Genomic DNA, 23,423 nt, shown 5'->3' on the forward strand with positions numbered 1-23,423 from the left:
AGCAGCGTTGCACGCTGCAGCGCGTCCGGGACACGAGAGTGGAGATCGACGGACATGGCTCTAGCGCGCGGCCGCCGCAGCGACGGCGCCTTCAACTACTGGCCCGGCTTCGTCGACGCGCTGTCGACGCTGGTGCTGTCGATCGTGTTCCTGCTGTCGGTGTTCCTGGTGGTGCAGTTCTTCCTGTCGCAGGAGGTCACCGGCAAGGACAAGGCGCTGGAGCAGCTCAACGCCAAGATCGCGCAGCTCAACGAGCTGTTGTCGCTGGAGAAGCTCGGCAAGCTCACGCTCGACGACCAGGTCTCGCAACTCAAGGCCGGGCTCGCCTCGGCCGAGAGCGAGCGCGACCGCATCAAGGGCCTCTATGACGGCCTGGCGGCCGCCGGCAATGACGCGCAAGGCAAGACCTCCGAGCTCGGCAAGGCGCTGGATTCGGAGAAGGCGGTCTCGGCGCGGGCGCTGGCGCAGATCGAGGTGCTGAACCAGCAGATCAGCGCGCTCAGGCGGCAATTGGCGGCGCTGGAAGAGGCGCTCGACGCGAGCGAGAAGCGCGACAAGGAATCGCAGAACCGCATTGCGGATCTGGGGTCTCGCTTGAATGTCGCCCTGGCGCAGCGGGTGCAGGAATTGTCGCGCTACCGCTCCGAATTCTTCGGCCGCCTGCGCGCCATCCTCGGCAACCGGCCCGACATCCGCATCGTCGGCGACCGCTTCGTATTCCAGTCCGAAGTGTTCTTCGACACCGGACAGGCGATGCTGCTGCCCGAGGGCCGCGCCGAGCTCGACACGCTCGCGACCGCGCTGATCGAGCTCGACAAGAAGATCCCAAGCGAGATCCCCTGGGTGCTGCGTGTCGACGGCCATACCGACGTGCGCCCGGTCAACGGCCCGAACTTCAAATCGAACTGGGACCTGTCGGCGGCACGCTCGATCTCGGTGGTGCAATATCTGATCTCGCTCGGCGTGCCCGCGCAGCGGCTGGTCGCGGCCGGCTTCGGCGAGTTCCAGCCGCTCGATCCCGGCAACACGGAGGAAGCCTACAAGCGCAACCGCCGCATCGAGCTGAAGCTGACGGAGCGGTAGCGGTGAGGGCCGCGCGATACTTACCACACCGTCATGGCCGGGCTTGTCCCGGCCATCCACGTATTTGCTTCCGCGTGCGCCGCTGCTCGTGGATGCCCGGGACAAGCCCGGGCATGACGACCACATGATCCACCTCCGCCCCTATCGCCCCGAGGACGAAGCCGCCGCGATCGAGCTCTGGCATCGCACCTGGCAAGAGGCCTATCCGCAGATCGACTTCGCGGCCCGTCTGGAATGGTGGCGCGAGCGCTGGCGCAAGGATCTGGTGCCCAAGGCCTCGATCGTGGTGGCGGAACAGGACGGCGTGCTGACCGGCTTCGTCACCATCGACGGCCAGGGCTATCTCGACCAGCTCGTGGTCGATCCCGCGCATTGGGGCTCGGACGCGGCGCGGTTGCTCGTCGATGAAGCCAAGCGCTTGTCGCCCTCGGGCGTGACGCTGCTCGTCAACAAGGACAATGCCCGCGCCATCCGCTTCTACGAGCGCAACGGCTTTGCCCATGCCGGCGACGATGTGAACCCGACCTCCGGACGGCCGGTGCTGAAGATGGTGTGGCGGGCGTGAGGCCCGTCACGGTGGGATCCCGCGACGTCCGTTAATCGTTGCAGCGAAGCAGCGAAGACAAGTGGGACGGAGACGGTCGATGAATCTGCGCGATCTCGCAAAGGGCTCCTCAGTCTTCCTGGGCGTCATCGTCGCCGGCTATCTGTCGACGAGCTATGTCGACCGGCGCTTTGCCTCGCAGCTCGATACGAGTGGCCTTGCCGCGCCGGCTTGCGTCGGCGAGGACGGCAGCTGGAAGAACTGGCTGTGGCCGAATGTGCCGGCGCTGTCGCCGAAGTGCCCCTGACCGGCGGCAGGCTCCGCCCAAAATATCGAAAACAACCCCATGCACAGTAGACGGCGCAAGCAAAATCAATAGCTTACGTACCGCCCCCGGAGCGCCTTCAAGCGCCCTCGAACTGCAGCCGGGCCAGCCGCGCATAAAGTCCGTTCGCGGCGACGAGCTCGGCATGCGTGCCCTGCTCGACGATCCTGCCCTGGTCCATCACCAGGATGCGGTCGCAGGACAGCACGGTGGCGAGGCGGTGCGCGATCACCAGCGTGGTGCGGTGGCGCATCAGCTCTTCCAGCGCGGTCTGCACCAGCGTCTCGCTCTCGGCATCGAGGGCGGAGGTGGCCTCATCGAGCAGCAGCAGCGGCGCATCGCGCAGGATGGCGCGTGCGATCGCGATGCGCTGGCGCTGGCCGCCGGACAGCGTCACGCCGCGCTCGCCCAGCGGGGTGTCGAAACCTTCGGGCAGGCGGCGGATGAATTCGGCGGCATGGGCGAGCTCGGCGGCGCGTTCGACCTCGGCATCGGTCGCATCGGGCCGGCCGAAGCGGATGTTCTCGCGGGCGCTCGCGGCGAACACCACGGATTCCTGCGGCACCAGTGCGATGCGCGCGCGGAAATCCCGGGGATCGGCGGATTTGACCGGCACGCCGTCGAGCGAGATCGTGCCGCTGCGCGGGTCGTAGAAGCGTAGCAAGAGGTGAAAGATCGTGCTCTTGCCGGCGCCGGATGGACCGACGATCGCGACCTTCTCGCCGGGGCGCACGGTGAATGACACGGCATCGAGCACATTGGTGTCGCGCCGCGCCGGATAGGCAAAGCTGACCTGATCGAAGCCGACCTCGCCGCGTGCCGGCACCGGCAGCGTGCGCACTGAGGCGGGCGCGGTGATGTCGGGCTGCACATGCAGGATCTCGAACAGGCGCTCGGCCGCGCCGGATGCCGCCGAGACCTCGCCCCAGACCTCGCTGAGCTGGCCGAGGCCCGCCGCGGCGAACACCGCATACAGCACGAACTGACCGAGCCGGCCCGGCGAAATCGCGCCGGTGAGGACGTCATGCGAGCCGATCCAGAGGATCGCGACCACGCTGGCGAACACGATGAAGATGATGATGGCCGTGAGCACGGCGCGCGCCTGGGTCGAGGTGCGCGCGGCCTCATAGGCCTGCTCGACCTCGCCACCGAAACGCTTCTCGGCGAACCCTTCGCTGGTATAGGCCTGCACGGTGCGGATCGAGCCGACCAGCTCGCCCGCATAGGCCGAGGCCTCGGCGAGCGTGTCCTGCGCATTGCGCGACAGCCGCCGCACCCAGCGCCCGAACGCGACCAGCGGCAGCACGATCAAGGGGATGGCCAGCAGCACGAAGCCCGACAGCTTCGGGCTCGTGATCACCATCATCGCCGCGGCGCCCAGGAACATCATCAGATTGCGCAGCGCGATCGAGACGGAGGCGCCGACGGCCGATTTGAGCTGGGTGGTGTCGGCGGTGAGCCGCGAGATCAATTCGCCGCTACGCGCGGAATCGAAGAAGGCGGGGGAGAGCGAGAGCAGATGAGCGAAGACGTCGCGCCTGAGGTCGGCGACGATGCGCTCGCCGATCGTCATCACGAGGTAGTAGCGCGCGGCGCTGGCGAGCGCGAGCACGCCGACCACCGCGAGCATCACCGAGAAGTAGCTGTTGATCAGCTCGATGCCCTCGGGCGTCAGGCCGAAATCGATCATCCGGCGCACCGCGATGGGCACCAGCAGCGTGGTCAGGGCCGCGACCGTGAGTGCGACGAAGGCCAGCGCCGCCCGGCCGCGATAGCGGCTGACATAGGGCGCCAGCGCGAGCAGCGGCCGCAGCTTGGCGCGGCCCTTGGCCGGCTCTTCGAGCAGCTCGGCTTCGATCGAGGGGGTGTCCGCGGCGTTCATTCCGGGCTGATCGACATATTGGTCATCAAGCCGTTCCACTGCGCTCATGAGATCTGGCCCATTGCATTCGTTTGCTCCCAATAGGCCGGTGCAAGAGTAGTGGCAAATCCGGGATGTCCCTTAGGGGCAAACCCGGTTCACCCCTGCAGCATGGCTTGTTTTGCCTGATATCGTGAGGTATAGAGCCGGCCAAATCCGTCATTCGCGAGCCACCAGAACAGGCGCCGGGCGCCGAGGAATTTGCCATGAAAGCCGAAATTCATCCGGATTATCATACGATTAAGGTCGTGATGACCGACGGGACCGAGTACCTGACCCGCTCGACCTGGGGCAAGGAAGGCGACACGCTGAACCTCGACATCGACCCGAAGTCGCACCCGGCCTGGACCGGCGGCAACGCTCAGATCATGGACCGCGGCGGCCGCGTCTCGCGCTTCCAGAAGAAGTTTTCGGGCTTCCTGAAAAAGGATTGATCCGGCCCGCAAGGCTGGAGACGAAAAACGCCCCCGGGAAACCGGGGGCATTTTTGTTTTTGGGGGGCACCGTCGCGCTGCTACCAGACCCGTCATCCTGAGGCGCCGGAGCGAAGCGGAGGCCTCGAAGGATGAACGGCCGAGATGCAGCCGGGCCGTCGCCCTTCGAGGCTCGCCGAAGAGGCGAGCACCTCAGGGTGACGGTTCAACGTCCAATACATGGACGGTTTCGTAGGGTGGGCAAAGCGACTTGTCCGCCATAGCTCGAAGAGCGACGGCGGAAGCGTGCCCACGAAACCGTTGTTTGGTCCCAAGCGAGGCATGGTGGGCACGGCGCTGTGCGCCTTTGCCCACCCTACGGCAGCGTGCCCCTACGGCACCTTGGCCTACCGTTCGAACGCGGCCTTCAGCGCGTTGAGGTGCGGCACCAGCGGATTGCCGATTGCGACGTGCTCGGCCGGCGGCGTGTGGATGGTGGTGTCGAGGCGGCGCACCCGGGTCTGCAGGCTCATCGAGCGATGGATCAGGTCCTGGAGCTGCGGGGGCAGCTTCTCGATGGTGTCGGCGGGGCCGGGATCGGCGGCGCTGAGCTTGACCTTGGTCTTCTCGCGATTGGCTTGGCTCAGCGTCATCTCGCCTTCCTTCACCGCGCGGTGCAGCAGCAGCCACGAGGCGAGCTGCATCAGGCGGGTGGTGAGGCGCATGCTCTCGGTCGCGTAGGTGAGGCTGACGGCACGGTCGAGCGCCTTGGCCTCGGTGCGGCCGGCACCGTCGAGATAGGCCGCGGTCTCTTCGACCAGATCCATGCCCTCGCGGAACAGGACGCCGAACGCCGCAGAATTGGTGAACCTCTCGCTGAGTTGAACGAGAGCGCCGTCGGCCTGCAAACGTTCCATGGTTAACGCCTCTTACGCAACTGTTTGACTGTCCGGCTTTGGCGCCGGCTTATGATGAACAAATCATTGCGCGGGCGAGACGCGGAGTCCAGCGACAAGCGCGGATATGGTTTCCGCGGGTCATTCCCGGGAATTCAACCGCAACGCGATGCAAAACAGCAAAAAAAAGAGCCGCCGGAGACCGGCGGCTTTGAAAGTTGATAACAGGGAGGCGTCAAACAGAGTGGACAGGAGCCACTCGGTGTCCAAACGAGGACAGTTCCAGTCATAAACGCGAAAGCTTAATCTGGAGTAAACGAGCGATTTTTTTGAGGGTTCGTTAGCCATATCGGCCAGTGGCCGAGTGGGATGCGGAACAAAGTCCTTTGTCATTCCGGGGCGCGACGAAGTCGCGAGCCCGGAATCCATACCCCCAGGAAGACGGAGTGGCCCGCCTGCCAGTTTCAGCGGCTTGTGGTTATGGATTCCGGGCTCGGCGCGTCGCGCCGCCCCGGAATGACGAGACGAGATAATCGACGAGGAGTAAGTCCCGGATCTGCGCGCGCTTGAGGCGCGCTTGTCCGGGACGACCGCTGTTGATGTGGCGGCCTACTTCTTGAAAAAATGATCCGCCGCATCGCGCGAGGCGCGCTTTTTGGTGGCGGCTTCTTCCAATCTTGCGATCTCGGTCTTGAGCAGGACGACGCGCTCGGTCAGTTCCTCGACCGACAACAGTGAGAGATCCTGTCCGATCTCATGTGTGATCTTCTTGCGCGGGCGGTCGTCGTCTTCCGTCGCCATTCTCGTACCTCCCAAAGTTCACGCCGGCCCACAACGCTGAGGCGGTTGCCAGCCCGGATCGCGCTGGCTAAGCAAGGGCCTGGTTCATCCCCGCACCTTTGCTCAAGGACACATCATGGACAAGCTGCCCGCGCAAATGACCGTGGTCGCCATCTCCAAGCCTGGCGGACCGGAGGTGCTGATCCCGGAACAGCGCAGCCTTCCGCAGCCCGGCCCGGACGAGATCCTGGTCAAGGTGATGGCCGCCGGGGTCAACCGGCCCGACGTCGCACAGCGCTCCGGCGCCTATCCGCCGCCGCCCGGCGCCAGCGACCTGCCCGGCCTCGAGATCGCCGGTGAAGTCGTGGCTGTCGGCAGCAACGCCAAGCGGCACAAGATCGGCGACAAGGTGATGTCGCTGGTCGCCGGTGGCGGCTATGCGCAGTACTGCATCGCCCAGGACGCCCAGGCCATGAGCGTGCCGCCGGCACTGTCGATCAAGGAAGCCGGCGCGCTGCCGGAGACCCTGATGACGGTCTGGCACAATGTGTTCGAGCGTGGTGGCCTCAAGGCCGGCGAGACGCTGCTGATCCATGGCGGCTCCTCCGGCATCGGCACCATGGCGATCCAGCTGGCGAAGGCGTTCGGCGCCAAGGTGTTCGTCACCGTGGGATCGCAGGACAAGATCGACGCCTGCCTCAAATTAGGCGCCGACCGCGCCATCAACTACAAGACCGAGGACTTCGTCGCCGTGGTCAAGGAAGAGACCAACAAGGAAGGCGTCAACCTGATCCTCGACATGGTCGCCGGCGACTATGTCGACCGCAACTATGATGCCGCCGCGGTCGACGGCCGGATCGTGCAGATCGCAACCCTCAACGGGCCCAAGGTCAGCGTCAACATCGCCAAGGTGATGGTCAAACGCCTCACCCATACCGGCTCGACCCTGCGCCCCCGTACGAATGCGGATAAGGCGGCGATGGTGGCCGCAATCGAGCAGAAAGTGATGCCGCTTTTGCGCGAAGGCCGCGTCAAACCGCTGATGGACAGCACTTTCCCGCTGGAAAAGGCCGCCGACGCCCATCGGCGCATGGAGACGAGCGCACATATTGGCAAAATTGTGTTGGAGGTCTAGGCCGCTGACCCACTGGGCGAGCCGGAAACCCTTTGATTTTCCTCGCTTTCGTGGCATCTATCGCGACGCACCGAACCCCTTCGGTCCGGTCTGAAATCATCTTCTACTCAGAGTTTGCGTCGAACGCGGAGAACCGACCTTGCGTCTGATCAGGTGCCTCGCGCCCATCGCGCTGGGCCTCATGATGCTCGTTGCCGCGTCCCCTGCACGCGCGCTCGACGCTGTCAGCGTGCGTAGTGACGCGCCTGCGATCGACCTCACCGGCGTGCTCGAGCACCAGCGCAGCGATGCCGATCGCATCCAGGTCTCCACCGCGCCGGGCACCGACGGCATCGTCCGCCGCATCGAGGTGCGCGCCCGCGAAGGCGGCCAGAACTGGGTGGTGTTCGCGCTCGCCAACAACACCGACGACCAGCTCGACCGCCTGATCGTCGCCCCGCATTACCGCATCGTCTCCTCAGGGCTCTTGTGGCCGGATCTCGGTCTGTCGCGCATCGCCACCATCACGCCCTCGACCGGCGACCGGCCGGAGCGGCAGGAAAGCCCGACCGCCGACGTGTTCCGCGTCACGCTCGACCCCGGCGCCGTCATCACCTTCGTCGCGGAGCTGCGCACCGACAAGCTGCCGCAGCTCTATCTGTGGGAGCCGGAAGCCTACAAGGACAAGGTCAACTCGTTCACGCTGTACCAGGGCATCGTGATCGGCATCTCCGGCTTGCTCGCGCTGGTGCTGACCATTCTGTTCGTGGTCAAAGGCAGCATCATGTTCCCGGCCGCCGCGGCGCTGGCCTGGGCGGTGCTGGTCTATATCGGCGTCGACTTCGGCTTCTGGGGCAAGGTGCTCGACATGTCGAACAACGCCGAGCGCATCTGGCGCGCGGCGGGTGAGGCGATTTTGGCCGCCACGCTCCTGGTGTTCCTGTTCGCCTATCTCAACCTCAGTCGATGGCATGTGCGCTATTCGCACATCACGGTGGGCTGGCTCGCCTTCCTGGGATCGCTGGTCGCGCTTGCCTTGTTCGATCCGGCGGTGGCCTCCGGCATCGCGCGCATCTCGCTGGTGCTGATCGCCTTCGCCGGCTTCGCGCTGATCGTCTATCTCTCCACCCACGGCTTCGACCGCGCCGTGCTCCTGATCCCGACCTGGTTCCTCCTTGTCGTCTGGGTGATCGCGGCCGGCATGACGGTTGCGGGCTCCGTGACCAACGACATCGTCGGCCCGGCCCTGCTCGGCGGCCTCGTGCTGATCGTGATGCTGATCGGCTTCACGGTGATGCAGCACGCCTTCGCCGGCGGCGGCGCCACCACCGGCGTCGTCTCCGACATCGAGCGGCGCGCGCTGGCGCTGGCCGGTTCTGGCGACCTGATCTGGGACTGGGACGTCTCCGCCGACAAGGTTTTCACCAGCCCCGAGACCGAGGCCCTGCTCGGCCTCAAGCGCGGCACGCTGGAAGGGCCCGCGGCCTCGTGGCTCGAAGTGCTGCATCCGCTCGACCAGGACCGCTTCCGCGCCGCGCTCGACAGCGTGCTCGACCAGCGCCGCGGCCGCCTGGTGCAGGATTTCCGCCTGCGCACCCCGGACGGCCATTTCATGTGGTTCGCGCTGAAGGCGCGCCCGGTGGTCGGCTCGGACGGCGAGGTCTCGCGCGTCGTCGGCACGCTCACCGACGTCACCGAGCTGCGCAATGCCGAGGAACGCCTGCTGCACGATTCCGTGCATGACAACCTCACCGGCCTGCCCAACCGCAAGCTGTTCATGGACCGGCTGGGCGCCGTCGCGAATTTCGCCAAGACCATGCCGACGCTGCGGCCGACGCTGATGGTGATCGACCTCGACCGCTTCAAGCAGGTCAACGATTCCGTCGGCATCGCGGTCGGCGATTCCATCCTGCTCACCCTCGCCCGCCGCCTCACCCGCATCCTGAAGCCGCAGGACACGCTGGCCCGCATGGCCGGCGATCAGTTCGGCCTGATCCTGCTGTCGGAGCAGGACCCGGCCCGCATCACCGCCTTCGCCGAGACCATCCGCAAGACCATCCGCGCGCCGATCGCCTTCAACGACCGCGAGATCTTCCTCACGGCGTCGATCGGCCTTGCGCTCTCCGATCCGCAAACCCAGCTCACCGACGAGATCATCAAGGACGCCGAGCTTGCGATGTATCATTCCAAGCGCATCGGCGGCGACCGCATCGACGTCTACAAGCCGGCGATGCGGGCGCGGAAGACCGATCGCCTGACGCTGGAGAGCGAGCTGCGCCGCGCCATCGAGCGCCAGGAGCTGACGATTCTGTACCAGCCGATCGTGCGGCTGGAGGATCGCTCCGTCGCCGGCTTCGAAGCGCTGGTGCGCTGGGATCACCCGAAGCTCGGACGCATGGCGCCGTCGGAATTCATCTCCATCGCGGAAGAGACCGGCCTGATCGTCGACCTCGGCATGTTCGTGCTCGACCAGACCGCCAAGCAGCTATCGGTGTGGCAGCGCGCGATGCGCTCGCGCGAGCCGATCTTCGCCTCCGTCAACGTCTCGTCACGGCAATTGCTGCGCCATGATCTGATCCACGACATCCGCACCGTGCTGTCGCGCTCCTCGGTGGCGCGCGGTACGCTCAAGCTCGAGTTGACGGAATCGCTGGTGATGGAGAACCCGGAGCACGCCGCACAGATGCTAACGCGGATCCGCGAGCTCGGCACCGGGCTCTCGCTCGACGATTTCGGCACCGGCCATTCCTCGCTGGCCTATCTCCAGCGCTTCCCGTTCGACACCATCAAGATCGACCAGTCCTTCGTGCGCACCACCAACCGCGGCACCCGACCGGTGATCCTGAAGTCGATCATCGCGCTCGCGCACGACCTCGGCATGGACGTGGTGGCCGAGGGTGCCGAGACCGATTCGGACGCGGTCGAGCTCTACCAGATGGGCTGCGAATACGCCCAAGGCTTCGCCTTCGGCGAGCCGATGGACGCCGATGCCGCGATGCGGCTGCTGACGGAAGTGCGGCTCGAAGCGGCGAGCTGACGGCTCTTTACCCTCCCCTGAAGGCAGATCCCGTAGGGTGGGCAAAGGCGCTCTTGCGCCGTGCCCACCATTCAGAGGTTGTGGGCACGCTTTCGCTTTGCCCACCCTACGATACTGTTGGATGTGGAGAGACCTGCACCCGCCTCACCGCGTGCCGCTGGGCTACCGCCGTCGATCGCTTTTCTGCTTCCTGAACCGCACGCTCGCACCATCAGGCATCCGTGTCGCGACGAAGCCCGCGGCGAGGCAGGCTTCGCGCTGCGGCATCTGGATGTCGGGGCTGCGCAGGCTGTCCCACCACGAGGCACGATTGGCCGCGCGCGGCAGGGCCGCGCCGATGATCTCCTCGATCTGCTCGAAGCTCAGCACCAGCTCGTCCTGCTTCTGCCGCATCAGATAGTCGCGCAACGCGTCGTAGTCGTTCACAATTGTCCTCTCGTCCCAAAGCGGGTCCGCTCACACGGGGTCAGCACAAAACCGTGAGCTGCGTAAACCGATTCTTAACTCACTACGGCAGCGCCGTCCCGCTTTAAACATCGCGCAAGCTTTCGGGCGCATCCAATTATGTCGGGAGCAAGCGATGCTATCTGGATGGCGCGACGCCATGGGCCGCCGGCCGTGGCGGATTTCGGCGAAACTGCTGATCATCTCGTCCGTAGTGACGGTGATCGGCTTTTCCGCCATTTGCGTCAACGTGATGCTCGACATGCGCCGGGGCGAGGAGGCGCTCGCCCGCCAGACGCTGGAGAACCTCGCGACCACCATCCAGTCCGACGTCAGCCGCAACGTCGAGATCTACGATTTGTCGCTGAAGGCGGTCGCCAGCAACATGCTGCTGCCCGAGCTCGCGACGGTGTCGACGCCGATCCGTCACCTGATCCTGTTCGACCACGCGACGACGGCCAGGCATTTCGGCGCCATCCAGGTGTTCGATGCCGAGGGCCGGCTGACCATCGACGCCTCCACGCTCGATCCCCTTCCCGAGAACCGGAGCGAGGAGGATTACTTCAGGGTTCATCGCGACAATCCCGGCATCGGGCTTTTCATCAGCCGTCCCATGCTGTTTCGCGGCGCTTACGCGATCGTGCTGAGCCGGCGCATCAGCGACACCGACGGCGGGTTCCTCGGCGTCGTCGCCGGCTCGATCCGCTTCAGCTATTTCCACGAATTCTTCGAGCAGCTGAAACTCGATTCCGAAGACACCATCACCATCCTCAAGCGCGACCGCACCATCATGATGCGGCGGCCGTTCGATCTCGACATCATCGGCACCAACCTGAACGATCGCCGGAGCTGGAAGGCCGACAATCTCCAAATCGGCGCCGCCTATTCGGGACAGGGCCCGGTCGACCCGACGCCGCGGCTCTATGTCCGCAGCGGCGACAGCGGACCGCTGTTCGTGGTGGCGGGCAAACCCCTGGCGGCCGTATTCGCGCTCTGGCAGAAGGAGGCGTTCCGCATCGGCGCCGTGGTGCTGGCGCTCGCGCTGTTCGTGCTGGGATCGACGCTCGTGCTGGCGCGCGAGATCGTCCGGCGCGCCGAGGCCGAGGGCAAGCTGGAGGAGATGGCGACGACCGACGCGCTCACCGGCCTGAAGAACCGCCGCAAGTTCGATTCCGTCATCGACGTCGAATGGCGGCGCGCCATGCGCCAGAAGACGCAGATCGCGCTGGTGATGATCGATGCCGATCACTTCAAGGCCTACAACGACACGTTCGGTCATCAGGCAGGGGACCAGGTGCTGGTCGGCATCGCCATTTGCATTTCCGATTCGGTGAGCCGGGCCGGCGACTGCGCCGCGCGCTACGGCGGCGAGGAATTCGCCGTGCTGCTGCCGAACACATCGGCCACCGACGCCTTCAAGGTCGCCGAGGCGATCCGGACCAAGGTGCAGGGCTGGTCCGATGAGCAGGTGATTTTGACAGCGTCCTGCGGCGTCGCCAGCCTGGTTCCCACCGCCGGCATGGACTGGTCGATCCTGGTCGCCGCCGCCGACAAGGCGCTCTACGCCGCGAAAGCTGGCGGCCGCAACCAGTCGGTCATTGCGAGCCTGCCGCAGCTGTCGCTGGTGGCGTGAGGCTTGGCCCGGTGTGACGGCGTGACACGCGTTACACCACAGCTGTCGTCCCTGCGAACGCAGGGACCCATAACCACAGGGAAAAGTTTGGCGAAGACGCGTCGTTCGGTACTACGGCCGAACGCGATCGATGGTTCACGCGGTATGGGTCCCTGCGTTCGCAGGGACGACACCGAATATGTGGAGCGCTACTGCCCCAGATACTTCTTCATCTCCGCGATCAAGCCGTCACGCAGCTCCGGGCGCTTCAGGCCGTAGGCGATGTTGGCGCGCAGGAAGCCGGGCTTGGAGCCGCAATCGTGGCGCTCGCCCTCGAACTCGACGCCGTAGAACTTCTGCGATCTGGCAAGGCCGATCATGGCGTCGGTGAGCTGGATCTCGCCGCCGGCGCCGCGCTCCTGCGTCTCCAGAATCTTGAAGATCTCCGGCTGCAGGATGTAGCGGCCGGTGATGGAGAGGTTGGAGGGCGCAGTGCCCTTGGCCGGCTTCTCGACCATGCCGTCGACCTCGAACATCTTGCCGTTGCGTTTTCCCACGCCGCAGATGCCGTATTGATGCGTGAGATGGTCCGGCACCGCCTCGACCGCGACCAGATTGGATTTCTCGCCGAGCGATGATGCCATCTCGATCATCTGCTTGAGGCAGCCGGGCGTGTTGAGCACGAGCTCGTCGGGCAGCACGACGGCGAACGGCTCGTTGCCGACGATGTCGCGTGCGCACCAGACCGCGTGACCGAGGCCAAGCGGCGCCTGCTGGCGCGTGAAGCTGACGGCGCCCGCTTCGGGCTGGTTCTGCGCCAGGATGTCCTGCTCGGTCTTCTTGCCGCGCGCCGCAAGCGTCGCGTCGAGCTCGTACATCCGGTCGAAATGATCTTCGATGACGTTCTTGTTGCGGCCGGTAACGAAGACGAAGTGCTCGATGCCGGCCTCCCTCGCCTCGTCATAGACGTACTGGATCAGCGGCTTGTCGACGATGGTCAGCATTTCCTTCGGCATCGCCTTGGTGGCGGGCAGGACACGGGTGCCGAGGCCGGCGACGGGGAATACGGCTTTGCGGATTTTCATGTGATTGATCGAATACCTGAGAGCACATGGGAACGGCGCTGGGAACGCAGCAATGGCATCTTGCTAACCTGTTTGCAGCCGGCAACAAAGGCGGATGTGGGGCCTCACCCGCGCAGAGTTAAGAAAAAGGCCGCCACCAAAATTTCACCTTTGTTAAGCTATTGGCAACCGTAACCAGGCCTCCTGATGGCGGATTTTTGAAAGCCCGACGGGTGGGACATGATGCGATCGGTGGCAGGGCAGGCAAGACGGACGGTATCCGCGACCGGCGCGATGATGGTTGCGGCCGCTTTGCTGCTGCCTGCCGGCGCGCACGCTCAGGCGCAGAACGGCCTCTCCAACCTGTTCGGCGGCATCTTCTCCGGCCCCAACGCGGCGCCATCGCAAGCCCCGCCGGGACCCGGCGGCGGGCAAACGGGAGCATTGCCCTGGAGCGGCGAGGACGGCGCCTCCGGCCATCCCTTGATGACCGCCGCGGCGATCCGCGAGGCCGCCGGCAATTTCAACAATTGCGTCGCCGGCATGTGGCCCGATGCCGCACGGCGCGGCGTGACGCAGGAAAACTTCGAGCGCTTCACGGCCGGCCTCAGCCCCGATCTGCGCATCATGGACCTCATGGATTCGCAGCCCGAGTTCACCAAGTCGATCTGGGACTATCTCGACATCCTCGTGAACGACAACCGCCTTGCCAAGGGCCGCGAGATCCTCGCCAAATACAAGGCGCAGTTCGACGCCACCGAGAAGGCGACCGGCGTCGATCGCTACATCATCGCCTCGATCTGGGGCATCGAGTCCAACTACTCGACGCAGATGGGCGACCGCAGCGTGCTGCAATCGACCGCGACGCTCGCCTGCATCGGCCGCCGCCAGGCCTATTTCAAGGACGAGTTCCTGTCGGCGCTGGAGATCGTCAACCGCGGCGATCTCAGGCCGGAGCAGATGCGCGGCTCCTGGGCCGGCGCCTTCGGTCCGACGCAGTTCATGCCGACCGCGTTCAAGCGCTTTGCCGTCGATGGCGACGGCGACGGACGGCGCGATGTCGTCGACAATCCCACCGATCTGATCGCCTCGACCGCCAACAATCTGAAGAAGGACGGCTGGCAGGCCGGCCAGACCTGGGGCTTCGAGGTCGTGGTGCCCCAAGGCTTCAACTACATGCTGGCCGACCGCGCCAAGGCGATGCCGATCGCGCAATGGGAGAAGCTCGGGCTGAAGCGGGCGACGGGCCAGCCGTTCCCGCATCCGGGCGAGAAGGCCTATCTGCTGGCGCCGGCGGGCGCGCAGGGGCCCGGCTTCCTGATGCTGCAGAACTATCGCGTCATCATGAAGTACAACCCGGCCGAGGCCTATGCGCTGGCGATCGGCCATTTCGCCGACCGCCTGCGCGGCGGGCAGCCCTTCGTGCAGCCCTGGCCGCGCCAGGAGCGCGAGCTGTCGCGCACCGAGCGGCTGGAGCTGCAGCAGCTGCTGGCCCAGCGTGGCTTCTACAAGGGCACTCCGGACGGCCAGTTCGGCGGCCAGACCAGGGAGGCGCTGCGCAACTTCCAGGCCTCGGTCGGCGTGCCCGCCGACGGATTTGCCTCCTCCGACGTGCTGGATCGGCTGCGCGGACGGTAAAATCGGCCCGAAAGTAACCCTGAACAGGGATTTCGCCCGCCGAGCTTGACGGAGACGGCTGTTCCCCGATGTATGGGGCAAGAATCTGCAACGGAATTTGCCCGTTTGGCGCCCGATTCCGTTACTATATTAAATCACTCCCGATCCCCGTTGCGCGTGCCCGAGATCGCATGTCGAAGAAGTCCCTGTTCAAGGCACTGACCGAGACCGGCCCGTTGATCGCGCTGGGGACGGCGCTTGCGATCCTGGTGTCGGTCGCGGGGCCTGCCTCGGCGCAGTTCTTCAACTTCCCCGGCTTCGGCGGCCCGCCGCAGCGCTCGGCGCCGCCACCACAACGGGGTGGAGGCGGCGGCTGGTTCGGCGGCGACTTCTTTACACCGTTCCAGCAGCAACAGCAGCAGGCGCCGCGGCAGGATTTTTCGCGCGCCCCGGCGCCGGCCAAGCGCGACACCATTCCCGAGAAGAACGTGCTGGTGCTCGGCGATGCCATGGCCGATTGGCTCGCTTACGGCCTGGAAGATGCCTATGCCGAGCAGCCCGACATGGGCGTGATCCGCAAGCACAAGACCGTTTCCGGACTGATCAAGTACCAGCCGAAGGGTGAGCCCTCGGACTGGGCGGCGGCGGCAAGGGGCATCCTCGAGACCGAAAAGCCCGATGTCATCGTCGTCATGCTCGGTCTCAACGACCGCGCCGCGATCCGCGAACCTGTGGCGGAGAAGGCTACCGATAAGGACAAGGATAAGGACAAGAAGAACGACAAGGGCGCGCGCGGCAAGCCGCCGGCAAAGCCCGGCGAGACCAAGCCCGGCAGCGACACGGCTGCCAAACCCGACGACAAGCCTGCCGATGCCGACCTGCCGCAGGACGACGCCGACAACGCCGACACGCCTGCGACCGCGCCGGAAAAGACGGCGCGCAATCCGAACGGCCTCTACGAATTCCGCGACGAGCGCTGGATCGAGCTCTACGGCAAGAAGATCGAGGAGCTCGCGGGCGTCCTCAAATCCAAGGGCGTGCCGGTGCTGTGGGTCGGCCTGCCGGCGGTTCGCGGACCCAAGGGCACCGCGGATACGCTGTTCCTGGACTCGCTCTATCGCGAGGGCGCGGCCAAGGCCGGCATCACCTATGTCGACGTCTGGGACGGTTTCGTCGACGAAGCCGGCCGCTTCCTGCAGAAGGGCCCGGACTTCGAAGGCCAGATCCGCCAGCTGCGCAGCTCTGACGGCGTCTATTTCACCAAGGCCGGCGCGCGCAAGCTCGCGCATTATGTCGAGCGCGAGATCACGCGCCTGTTGGCAGGACGCTCCGGCCCGATCGCGCTGCCGAGCGAGCCGGCGACCCCCGACACCAGCGCCGAGCCCGGCAAGCCCGCGCCGCGGCCGCTGGCCGGGCCGATCGTGCCGCTGGTCGCGGCCTCGATCTCGACCGATCAATTGCTGGGCGGCCCGGGCTCGCGTCCCGCTGCCGTCGATGCGCTGGCTGCCAGGACGATGGTGAAGGGCGAGCCGCTGGCGGCGCCGGCCGGCCGCGCCGACGATTATGCCTGGCCGCGACGCGAAGTCGGCCGCGAGCAGGCCAAGGGCGATACGCCGATGGCCGCGACGACGCCTGAGGGCAACGCCGCCAGTCCCAGCGCGCCGGGAGCCGCCGCCGCGATCGCGCCGCCGAAGCTGGCTCCGAAGAAGCCGCCGGTGCCATCGCAGCAGCCGGCACAGGCAACGCCCGCGTTCCGCGATTTCTTCGGCTTCGGCTCGCCGCAGCCAGCGCCGCCGCGTCAACTGGCGCCGGCGCCCGGGCCGCGCAATCCGAATCCCAATCCGGGGATCCCGCGTCCGCCGGGCAACGTCGGTCGCTCCGCCGAGATGTTCCGGTAATTACTGTCGTGTCCCGGACGCGGCGCAGCACCCCCTGGTGATGCGACGCAGAGCCGGGACCCAGCCCGGCGGCATTCACAAAGAATGGGCCCCGGCTCAGCAGCGCAACACTACGTGCTGCGCTGCGTCCGGGGCGCGGGGGCGTGTTTGTGCTCAGCCGTTAATAGCGCCAGCGCGGCGGCGGACGGCGGGCGGGGCGCGACATCAGCAGCGCGAGCGCAAAGCCGATGCCGCCGGCCACCATCAGGGCGCCGAGCGGATTGTCCTGCACCTTCTTCGACAGCGCCTGCGTGCCGTCGCGGAAGGTGTCGCCGCTGTTCTCATAGGCGTCCTTGGCGTAACTCGTCGCGGTGTCCGCGGCATCGCGCACGGCATCCTTGGCCTGGCCGTAGAGATTCTGCACGGTGCCCGCAGCCTCGCGCGCCTTGCCCGATGCCTGTGTCTTGGCATCGCCTGCCATGTCTCCGATCGCGCCTTCCGCGCGTCCGGCATATTCCTTGGCCGATCCAACAATCCGATCCGTGTCCATGATGCTCCTCCTCGGGGGTCAGCCCAAGTAACCGATCAGGAGCAGCGCAGTTCCAAGCGATGACGAAAGTGTTGCCCGGACGGCTATAAAATCAACCCGCCATCGACGACCAAAGTCTGGCCGATGATGTAGGACGACAATGGCGAGGCCAGGAACAGCGCCGCGCCGGCCATATCGGCCGGCGTGCCCAATCGCCGCAGCGGGATGCGCGCGAGCGCGCCTTCGAGCCGCTTGGGATTGTCGATCGTCACCTTCGTCATCTTGGTGTCGACGAGCCCGGGAGCGATGCCGTTGACGCGGATGCCGTCTTCGGCCCAGGCCTCGCCCAGCGTTCGCGTCAATCCGACCGCGCCGGTCTTCGACGCGTTATAGGCGGGATTGCCCATGGTGGAATGATAGGCCGCGGTCGATGACACCATGATCAGCGTGCCCTTGGCATCCCGCAACATGGAATGAAACCGCGTCGCACAGGCCATCAGGCTCATCAGATTGACTTCGACCACCTTGCGGAAGCCGCTCATCTCGAATTCGCCGCGGCGATAGAGCACCGCGCCTTGCGCCAGCACGAGCACGTCGAGCCGGTCGAAGGACGGCTTGAACGCCTCGATCGCACCGGGGTTGCTGACGTCGAGCTGCGCGTAGGAAAGACGCGTGAGATCGGAGCCTTCTTCGGCTGAATATTCCGTCGCACGAGCCCGCGTGCCGCACACCGCGACCTGCGCGCCCCGCGTGCGAAAAGCCTGCGCGATGCCGTTGCCGATCCCGCTCGAGCCGCCGACGACCAGCACCTGCTTGCCTGAGAAATCGAGTTCGTTCGCCATCGCGGCCTCCCTTTCGTCTTGCTTGTTTGACCTGTCTGCGGATCGATGCCAGCCTTGTCAATCATAACAAGAACAAGCAGCGTTCCGAGGAAACAAACATGTCCGGGTTCAAGGAGCTCAGCCGGTCCGTCAAGGGCCTGACCGTTCTCGTCACCGGCGCGGCCAGCGGCATGGGGCGCGCCACCGCGCACGTGTTCGCAAGCGAGGGCGCCAACGTCGCCGTCACCGATTACGACGCGCAGGGCGCGCAGGCGGTGGCCGAGGAGATCGCCGCGAGCGGTGGCGCAGGAAAAGCGTGGAAGCTCGACGTTGCCGACGGTGGCGAGATCAAGCGTGTGGTGAATGAGGTCGCGGCGCATTTCGGCGGGCTCGACATCATCGTCAACAACGCCGGCATCTCCGTGCGCGTTGCGATCGACGACGAGAGCTATGAGGACGCCTGGGCCAAGGGCATTGCCGTGATGCTGACGGCGCATCCGCGCATCATCCGCGCCGCGCTGCCGCATTTGCGCAAGTCGAGGTGCCCGCGCATCGTCAACATCGCCTCGACCGAGGCGCTCGGCGCCACCGCATTGCACAGCCCCTATTCGGCGGCGAAGGGCGGCGTCGCCAGCCTGACCCGCTCGCTCGCCGTGGAGCTCGGCCGCGAGGGCATCACCGTCAACTGCATCTGCCCGGGCCCGATCCGCACTGGGATTACCGACCGCATCTCGGAGGAGCACAAGACGATCTACGCCAGGCGCCGCACCGCACTCGGCCGTTACGGCGATCCCGAGGAGGTCGCGCATATGACCTTGAGCCTGTGCCTGCCGGCGGCGTCCTTCCTCACCGGCGCGGTGATCCCGGTCGACGGCGGGCTGATGGCACGGAACGCGTGAGAGGCATGCGCGCCGCGCGTTGACAAGTGCGAGCGCGGGAGTAGCTTTTTCGTCGACAGAGCGGGACCAACCGCTCGCGACACGCGGGAGAGAACGTCATGACGATCGCCATCCGGCAGCTTCAGAAGCATTTTGTCGGCGAGGTGTCCGGCCTCGATCTGCGCAAGCCGCTCACACCGGATGAGGCGCGCGACGTCGAGGCCGCCATGGACAAATACGCGGTGCTGGTGTTCCACGACCAGGACATCACCGACGAGCAGCAGATGGCCTTCGCCCTGAACTTCGGTCAGCGCGAGGACGCCCGCGGCGGCAACATCACCAAGGCCGATGAATACCGCCTCACCTCGGGCCTGAACGACGTGTCCAACCTCGGCAAGGACGGCAAGCCGCTCGCCCGGGACAGCCGCGCCAATCTGTTCAATCTCGGCAACTGCCTGTGGCACTCCGACAGCTCGTTCCGCCCGATCCCGGCAAAGTTTTCGCTGCTGTCGGCGCGCGTGGTGAACCCGAAGGGCGGCAACACCGAGTTCGCCGACATGCGCGCCGCCTATGACGCGCTCGACGACGAGACCAAGGCGGAGATCGAGGACCTCGTCTGCGAGCATTCGCTGATGTATTCGCGGGGATCGCTCGGCTTCACCGAATACACCGACGAGGAGAAGGAGATGTTCAAGCCGGTGCTGCAGCGGCTGGTGCGGACCCATCCCGTGCATCGGCGCAAGTCGCTGTATCTGTCCTCGCACGCCGGCAAGATCGTCGGCATGAGCGTGCCTGAAGGCCGCTTGCTGCTGCGCGATCTCAACGAGCACGCGACGCAAGCAGAATTCGTCTACGTCCACAAATGGAAGTTGCACGACCTCGTGATGTGGGACAACCGCCAGACCATGCATCGGGTCCGCCGCTACGACCAGTCGCAGCCCCGCGACATGCGCCGTGCGACGGTGGCGGGGACGGAGCCGACGGTGCAGCAGCAGGCGGCGGAGTAATGTACTCCGCAACCGGTGTCATCGCCCGCGAAGGCGGGCGATCCAGTATTCCAGAGGCCTGCGTTGGAGGAATCGTTCTCACCACATCCGCTACGGCGTACTGGGTCGCCCGGTCAAGCCGGGCGACGACAGCGGTAAGTGGAGCGCATACAGCCGAGCCTGATGCTACGCGTGTCCCGCTTCGTTCGAGAGCATGCCGGGATCGATGCCGATCTTCTGCAAAGCGCGGTTGTATTTGTCGTCGACGTCGTCGCCGAAGATCAAATCCGCATCCGCGTCGCAATGCAGCCAGCCGTTGCTCTGGATCTCGGTCTCGAGCTGGCCCGGCGCCCAGCCGGCATAGCCGAGCGCGAGAATGGCATGCTTGGGGCCGGAGCCGCTGGCGATGGCGCGCAGGATGTCGACGGTCGCCGTGAGGCAGACCCCGTCGTCGATCCGCAGCGTCGCGTTCTCGATGTAGAAGTCGCTGGAATGCAGCACGAAGCCGCGGCCGGTATCGACCGGGCCGCCACGCAGCACCTTCATGCTTTCGGCATTCTCCGGCAGCTTGATGTGCTCGCCCTTCTTGATGATGCCGAGCTGCTGCAAAAGCTCGGGGAAGTCGATGCTGCCGGCCGGGTGGTTCACGATGATGCCCATCGCCCCCTCCGCCGAATGGGCGCAGAGATAGATCACCGAGCGCTCGAAACGGGAATCGCCCATCACGGGCATCGCGATCAGCAGCCGGCCGTCGAGATAACCGGCCGAATTGGGAAGCGCCGGGCCCGCGCTGCGGGTGCTTTCGCCCGTTCTCTTTCCTGTGGGAGCCATCGGTGAAGCACTCCGGTTTCAATTCCTATCCTGATGTCGGCCCGGGCCGCTGTCAAATCAAGGCTTGCAGAGGCGCGATCCAGATGCATCCATCACAAGCAATTCAATGGTTTGCCCCGGGGCGACCCTGTAAAGACGTGCCATGCTCACAAGAGTTCCCCTGCGTGCGGCGATTGGCGTCGTGACAACCCTGCTTGCGTCGTCGCTGGCCATCGCAGCACGCGCCGATGACGCTTCGCCGTGGCAGCGCGACGGACATTCCGCGGTGCGGCTGTTGGCGGGATCGCGCAGCGGCGCCGTCCTGCTCGGCGGTATCGCCTTCCAGCTCCAGCATGGGTGGAAGACCTACTGGCGTACCCCCGGCGATTCCGGCGTGCCGCCGCGGTTCGACTTCTCGAAATCGGACAATGTCGAGGCGGTGACAGTGATGTGGCCGGCACCGCTGAAATTCGACGACGGCGCCGGCGGCCATTCGATCGGCTATCACGATCAGATCGTGCTGCCCTTGCGCATCGTCGCCAAGGCGGCGGACAAGCCCGTGACCTTGCGTGCCGAGATCAATTACGCGGTGTGCGAGAAGCTCTGCATTCCGGTCGAGGCCAAGGCCGAGCTCGGCTTCAACAGCGTCGCCTCGACCGAGGATGCCAATTTGCGTGCCGCGCTCGACACTGTGCCCAAGCCCGCCAATATCGGTGATCCCAATCCGCTCACCATCCGCGACGTCAAGCGCGACGGGCCCAAGAACGTGGTCGTCGACGTGGTCACGCCTGACAGCCGCAACGTCAATCTGTTCGTGGAAGGCCCGACACCCGATTGGGCGCTGCCGATTCCGGCCCCGGTGCAGCACAGCCCGCCCGGGGTGATGCGGTTTTCCTTCGAGCTCGACGGCCTGCCGCCGGGCGCCAAGCCGGAGGGTGCGGCGCTGAAATTCACGCTGGTCGGGCCGGAGAAATCGTACGAGTTCAATACGAACTTGGAGTGAGTTGCGCTGCCGACGCTCCACATTCAGCTGTCGTCCCGGACAAGCGAAGCGCAGATCCGGGATCCGTAGCCCCAGGGAGTGGTTGGGCGAGGACTCGTGGTTGCCAGCGCGTCGAAACTTCTCCCTGGGATTATGGATCCCGGATCTGCGCACGCTTGAGGCGCGCTTGTCCAGGATGACACCGAGGATGGAACGCCACCCAACCCAATCTTAACGAATGGTTGCTAATCCCTCACCTGCCACAGCATGCCGGGCGACCTGAGGGATCTTCGAATTGGCCGTGATGGATGCAGAACCCGCAACGACCGGACCGGCCGGGCTGATCGCGCGACTGCGGGCCAAGCTGACGGGCGGGCCCAGCGAGGCCTCGCTGACGCGGCGGCTCGCCGGCACCATCTTCGTCATCCGCGTCATCAGCGCCGGGCTCGCTTATGTCTCGCAGGTGCTGCTGGCGCGCTGGATGGGCACATCCGATTACGGCGTCTATGTCTATGTCTGGACCTGGGTGCTGCTGCTCGGCAGCATGATGGATTTCGGCATCTCGGCCTCGGCACAGAAGATCATTCCGGAATATCGCGCCAGCGGTGAGCAGGCGCTGCTCCGCGGCTTTCTCTCCGGCAGTCGCTGGCTGACTTTTGCCGTGTCGACGCTGGTGTCGCTCGGCCTCGCCGGCATCGTCAGGCTGCTGTCGCCCTGGATCGAGCCGGCGGAGGAGCTGCCGCTCTATATCGGCTGCATGACGCTCCCCGCCTTCGTGGTCGCCAACACCCAGGACGGCATCGCGCGCTCGCATGACTGGATGCAGCTCGGCCTGATGCCGCAATTCATCATCCGCCAGGCGCTGATCATCGGCTTCACGGGCGCGGCCTTCCTGCTCGGCTACCATCTCGGCGCCGTCGCCGCGATGGCCGCAAGCGCAGGGGCGGTGTGGATCGCGATGACCGGACAGATGGTGGTGCTGAACCGCAAGCTCGCCGATCACATCGAGCCCGGTCCCAGCGCTTACGACATCCGCGGCTGGCTCGCCGTCTCGTTGCCGATCCTCCTGGTCGAGAGCTTCTATTTGCTGCTGTCCTATACCGACGTGCTGGTGCTGCAGCAGTTCCGTCCCTCCGACGAGGTCGGCGTCTACTTTGCGGTGGTGAAGACGCTGGCGCTGGTCTCGTTCATCCACTACGCGATGTCGGCGACGACGGCGCATCGCTTCGCCGAATACAACGCAAGCGGCGACAAGGCGCGGCTGTCGGCCTATGTGGCGCATGCGATCAACTGGACGTTCTGGCCGTCGCTGGCGGCGACCATCGTGCTGCTCGCGCTCGGCAAGCCGCTGCTCTGGTTGTTCGGGCCGCAATTCGTGGTCGGCTACGACATCATGTTCGTCGCCGCGATCGGGCTCGTGGTGCGCGCCGCGATCGGGCCGGTCGAGCGGCTGCTCAACATGCTCGGTCAGCAGAAGATCTGCGCTCTCGCTTACGCGCTGGCCTTCGTGATGAACGTCGTGCTCTGCATCGCGCTGGTACCGCGCTATGGCGGCCACGGCGCCGCCGCCGCGACCTCGATCTCCCTCACCTTCGAGACGGTGCTGTTGTTCTGGATCGTACGGCAACGCCTTGGCCTGCACGTGCTGGCGTTCGGCAAATAGGCGCTGCGCGCCTCGATGCTCAGTGCT

The 23,423-nt window shown here is 65.7% G+C and carries 21 protein-coding genes; 13 read left to right on the forward strand and 8 right to left on the reverse strand.

Translation table 11 applies throughout. The features are described from left to right. Positions 1–54 precede the first annotated feature (54 nt). The 3 genes from E4K64_RS29060 (at position 55) to E4K64_RS29070 (ending at position 1,934) form a co-directional block, all read left to right on the forward strand. The gene (locus E4K64_RS29060; RefSeq protein WP_135166528.1) at positions 55–1,083 is read left to right on the forward strand and encodes a peptidoglycan -binding protein; all 1,029 of its coding nucleotides are present in this window, start codon (positions 55–57) and stop codon (positions 1,081–1,083) included. A gap of 124 nt (positions 1,084–1,207) precedes the next feature. Beyond that, on the forward strand, positions 1,208–1,648 hold the full coding sequence (locus E4K64_RS29065; protein ID WP_135166529.1) for a GNAT family N-acetyltransferase: 441 nt from the start codon (positions 1,208–1,210) through the stop codon (positions 1,646–1,648). 79 nt (positions 1,649–1,727) lie between these two features. Next, positions 1,728–1,934 carry a hypothetical protein gene (locus tag E4K64_RS29070; protein ID WP_135166530.1) on the forward strand — a complete coding sequence of 69 codons (207 nt, stop codon included), beginning with the start codon at positions 1,728–1,730 and terminating at the stop codon, positions 1,932–1,934. A 97-nt stretch (positions 1,935–2,031) separates the two neighbouring features. Here E4K64_RS29070 and E4K64_RS29075 read toward each other — a convergent pair whose 3' ends face one another. Next, a complete protein-coding gene (locus E4K64_RS29075) occupies positions 2,032–3,882 on the reverse strand; it encodes an ABC transporter ATP-binding protein/permease (RefSeq protein ID WP_135166531.1) in 1,851 nt (616 codons plus the stop codon). A 197-nt stretch (positions 3,883–4,079) separates the two neighbouring features. Here E4K64_RS29075 and rpmE point away from each other — a divergent pair, with 197 nt between their 5' ends. Further along, positions 4,080–4,307, forward strand: coding sequence for a 50S ribosomal protein L31 (gene rpmE / locus E4K64_RS29080; RefSeq protein WP_011084323.1), 228 nt, complete (start codon positions 4,080–4,082; stop codon positions 4,305–4,307). Between the two features lie 386 nt (positions 4,308–4,693). On the opposite strand, the gene rcdA is transcribed toward rpmE, so the two are convergent. After that, the gene (gene rcdA, locus E4K64_RS29085) at positions 4,694–5,203 is read right to left on the reverse strand and encodes a protease adaptor protein RcdA (protein WP_135166532.1); all 510 of its coding nucleotides are present in this window, start codon (positions 5,201–5,203) and stop codon (positions 4,694–4,696) included. 588 nt (positions 5,204–5,791) lie between these two features. Then, the gene (locus tag E4K64_RS29095; RefSeq protein WP_135166533.1) at positions 5,792–5,983 is read right to left on the reverse strand and encodes a DUF1192 domain-containing protein; all 192 of its coding nucleotides are present in this window, start codon (positions 5,981–5,983) and stop codon (positions 5,792–5,794) included. Positions 5,984–6,098: 115 nt separating this feature from the next. On the opposite strand from E4K64_RS29095, the gene E4K64_RS29100 reads away from it, so the two are divergent. Together E4K64_RS29100 and E4K64_RS29105 are read left to right on the forward strand one after the other, a co-directional pair. Then, complete coding sequence (locus E4K64_RS29100; RefSeq protein ID WP_135166534.1) at positions 6,099–7,097, forward strand: NAD(P)H-quinone oxidoreductase; 999 nt, start codon at positions 6,099–6,101, stop codon at positions 7,095–7,097. Between the two features lie 139 nt (positions 7,098–7,236). Continuing rightward, positions 7,237–10,113, forward strand: a complete 2,877-nt coding sequence (locus tag E4K64_RS29105; protein ID WP_167772320.1) for an EAL domain-containing protein — start codon at positions 7,237–7,239, stop codon at positions 10,111–10,113. Positions 10,114–10,275: 162 nt separating this feature from the next. Here the strand turns inward: E4K64_RS29105 and E4K64_RS29110 are convergent, their stop codons facing one another. After that, complete coding sequence (locus E4K64_RS29110; RefSeq protein WP_126259784.1) at positions 10,276–10,539, reverse strand: DUF7662 domain-containing protein; 264 nt, start codon at positions 10,537–10,539, stop codon at positions 10,276–10,278. A 154-nt stretch (positions 10,540–10,693) separates the two neighbouring features. On the opposite strand from E4K64_RS29110, the gene E4K64_RS29115 reads away from it, so the two are divergent. Next, positions 10,694–12,190: a sensor domain-containing diguanylate cyclase gene (locus E4K64_RS29115; RefSeq protein ID WP_135166537.1), complete on the forward strand. Its 1,497-nt coding sequence runs from the start codon at positions 10,694–10,696 to the stop codon at positions 12,188–12,190. 188 nt (positions 12,191–12,378) lie between these two features. Here E4K64_RS29115 and E4K64_RS29125 read toward each other — a convergent pair whose 3' ends face one another. Further along, positions 12,379–13,254: a UTP--glucose-1-phosphate uridylyltransferase gene (locus E4K64_RS29125; protein WP_135166538.1), complete on the reverse strand. Its 876-nt coding sequence runs from the start codon at positions 13,252–13,254 to the stop codon at positions 12,379–12,381. Positions 13,255–13,476: 222 nt separating this feature from the next. On the opposite strand from E4K64_RS29125, the gene E4K64_RS29130 reads away from it, so the two are divergent. Further along, on the forward strand, positions 13,477–14,871 hold the full coding sequence (locus tag E4K64_RS29130; RefSeq protein WP_135166639.1) for a lytic murein transglycosylase: 1,395 nt from the start codon (positions 13,477–13,479) through the stop codon (positions 14,869–14,871). A gap of 170 nt (positions 14,872–15,041) precedes the next feature. Continuing rightward, positions 15,042–16,748: an SGNH/GDSL hydrolase family protein gene (locus tag E4K64_RS29135; protein WP_135166539.1), complete on the forward strand. Its 1,707-nt coding sequence runs from the start codon at positions 15,042–15,044 to the stop codon at positions 16,746–16,748. A 160-nt stretch (positions 16,749–16,908) separates the two neighbouring features. On the opposite strand, the gene E4K64_RS29140 is transcribed toward E4K64_RS29135, so the two are convergent. Both E4K64_RS29140 and E4K64_RS29145 read right to left on the reverse strand, forming a co-directional pair. Further along, positions 16,909–17,277 (reverse strand): CsbD family protein, encoded by a 369-nt coding sequence (locus tag E4K64_RS29140; protein ID WP_135166541.1) that lies wholly within the window; start codon positions 17,275–17,277, stop codon positions 16,909–16,911. Positions 17,278–17,360: 83 nt separating this feature from the next. Then, positions 17,361–18,098, reverse strand: coding sequence for an SDR family NAD(P)-dependent oxidoreductase (locus E4K64_RS29145; protein WP_135166543.1), 738 nt, complete (start codon positions 18,096–18,098; stop codon positions 17,361–17,363). Positions 18,099–18,196: 98 nt separating this feature from the next. On the opposite strand from E4K64_RS29145, the gene E4K64_RS29150 reads away from it, so the two are divergent. Both E4K64_RS29150 and E4K64_RS29155 read left to right on the forward strand, forming a co-directional pair. Beyond that, positions 18,197–18,976: an SDR family NAD(P)-dependent oxidoreductase gene (locus E4K64_RS29150; RefSeq protein ID WP_135166544.1), complete on the forward strand. Its 780-nt coding sequence runs from the start codon at positions 18,197–18,199 to the stop codon at positions 18,974–18,976. 98 nt (positions 18,977–19,074) lie between these two features. Then, complete coding sequence (locus E4K64_RS29155; protein ID WP_135166545.1) at positions 19,075–19,962, forward strand: TauD/TfdA dioxygenase family protein; 888 nt, start codon at positions 19,075–19,077, stop codon at positions 19,960–19,962. Positions 19,963–20,127: 165 nt separating this feature from the next. On the opposite strand, the gene E4K64_RS29160 is transcribed toward E4K64_RS29155, so the two are convergent. Continuing rightward, complete coding sequence (locus E4K64_RS29160) at positions 20,128–20,772, reverse strand: YqgE/AlgH family protein (protein ID WP_135166547.1); 645 nt, start codon at positions 20,770–20,772, stop codon at positions 20,128–20,130. Between the two features lie 142 nt (positions 20,773–20,914). On the opposite strand from E4K64_RS29160, the gene E4K64_RS29165 reads away from it, so the two are divergent. Beyond that, a complete protein-coding gene (locus tag E4K64_RS29165) occupies positions 20,915–21,754 on the forward strand; it encodes a protein-disulfide reductase DsbD domain-containing protein (protein ID WP_135166549.1) in 840 nt (279 codons plus the stop codon). 274 nt (positions 21,755–22,028) lie between these two features. After that, on the forward strand, positions 22,029–23,396 hold the full coding sequence (locus E4K64_RS29170) for a flippase (RefSeq protein ID WP_430642535.1): 1,368 nt from the start codon (positions 22,029–22,031) through the stop codon (positions 23,394–23,396). Positions 23,397–23,423: the final 27 nt, after the last annotated feature.

Source organism: Bradyrhizobium frederickii, assembly GCF_004570865.1.
GTDB lineage: Bacteria > Pseudomonadota > Alphaproteobacteria > Rhizobiales > Xanthobacteraceae > Bradyrhizobium > Bradyrhizobium frederickii.

Coding starts and splice junctions, on each gene's coding strand:
- E4K64_RS29060 (WP_135166528.1), top strand. CDS start 55: ATGGCTCTAGCGCGCGGCCGCCGCAGCGACGGCGCCTTCAACTACTGG.
- E4K64_RS29065 (WP_135166529.1), top strand. CDS start 1,208: ATGATCCACCTCCGCCCCTATCGCCCCGAGGACGAAGCCGCCGCGATC.
- E4K64_RS29070 (WP_135166530.1), top strand. CDS start 1,728: ATGAATCTGCGCGATCTCGCAAAGGGCTCCTCAGTCTTCCTGGGCGTC.
- E4K64_RS29075 (WP_135166531.1), bottom strand. CDS start 3,882: ATGAGCGCAGTGGAACGGCTTGATGACCAATATGTCGATCAGCCCGGA.
- rpmE (WP_011084323.1), top strand. CDS start 4,080: ATGAAAGCCGAAATTCATCCGGATTATCATACGATTAAGGTCGTGATG.
- rcdA (WP_135166532.1), bottom strand. CDS start 5,203: ATGGAACGTTTGCAGGCCGACGGCGCTCTCGTTCAACTCAGCGAGAGG.
- E4K64_RS29095 (WP_135166533.1), bottom strand. CDS start 5,983: ATGGCGACGGAAGACGACGACCGCCCGCGCAAGAAGATCACACATGAG.
- E4K64_RS29100 (WP_135166534.1), top strand. CDS start 6,099: ATGGACAAGCTGCCCGCGCAAATGACCGTGGTCGCCATCTCCAAGCCT.
- E4K64_RS29115 (WP_135166537.1), top strand. CDS start 10,694: ATGCTATCTGGATGGCGCGACGCCATGGGCCGCCGGCCGTGGCGGATT.
- E4K64_RS29125 (WP_135166538.1), bottom strand. CDS start 13,254: ATGAAAATCCGCAAAGCCGTATTCCCCGTCGCCGGCCTCGGCACCCGT.
- E4K64_RS29130 (WP_135166639.1), top strand. CDS start 13,477: ATGCGATCGGTGGCAGGGCAGGCAAGACGGACGGTATCCGCGACCGGC.
- E4K64_RS29135 (WP_135166539.1), top strand. CDS start 15,042: ATGTCGAAGAAGTCCCTGTTCAAGGCACTGACCGAGACCGGCCCGTTG.
- E4K64_RS29140 (WP_135166541.1), bottom strand. CDS start 17,277: ATGGACACGGATCGGATTGTTGGATCGGCCAAGGAATATGCCGGACGC.
- E4K64_RS29145 (WP_135166543.1), bottom strand. CDS start 18,098: ATGGCGAACGAACTCGATTTCTCAGGCAAGCAGGTGCTGGTCGTCGGC.
- E4K64_RS29150 (WP_135166544.1), top strand. CDS start 18,197: ATGTCCGGGTTCAAGGAGCTCAGCCGGTCCGTCAAGGGCCTGACCGTT.
- E4K64_RS29155 (WP_135166545.1), top strand. CDS start 19,075: ATGACGATCGCCATCCGGCAGCTTCAGAAGCATTTTGTCGGCGAGGTG.
- E4K64_RS29160 (WP_135166547.1), bottom strand. CDS start 20,772: ATGGCTCCCACAGGAAAGAGAACGGGCGAAAGCACCCGCAGCGCGGGC.
- E4K64_RS29165 (WP_135166549.1), top strand. CDS start 20,915: ATGCTCACAAGAGTTCCCCTGCGTGCGGCGATTGGCGTCGTGACAACC.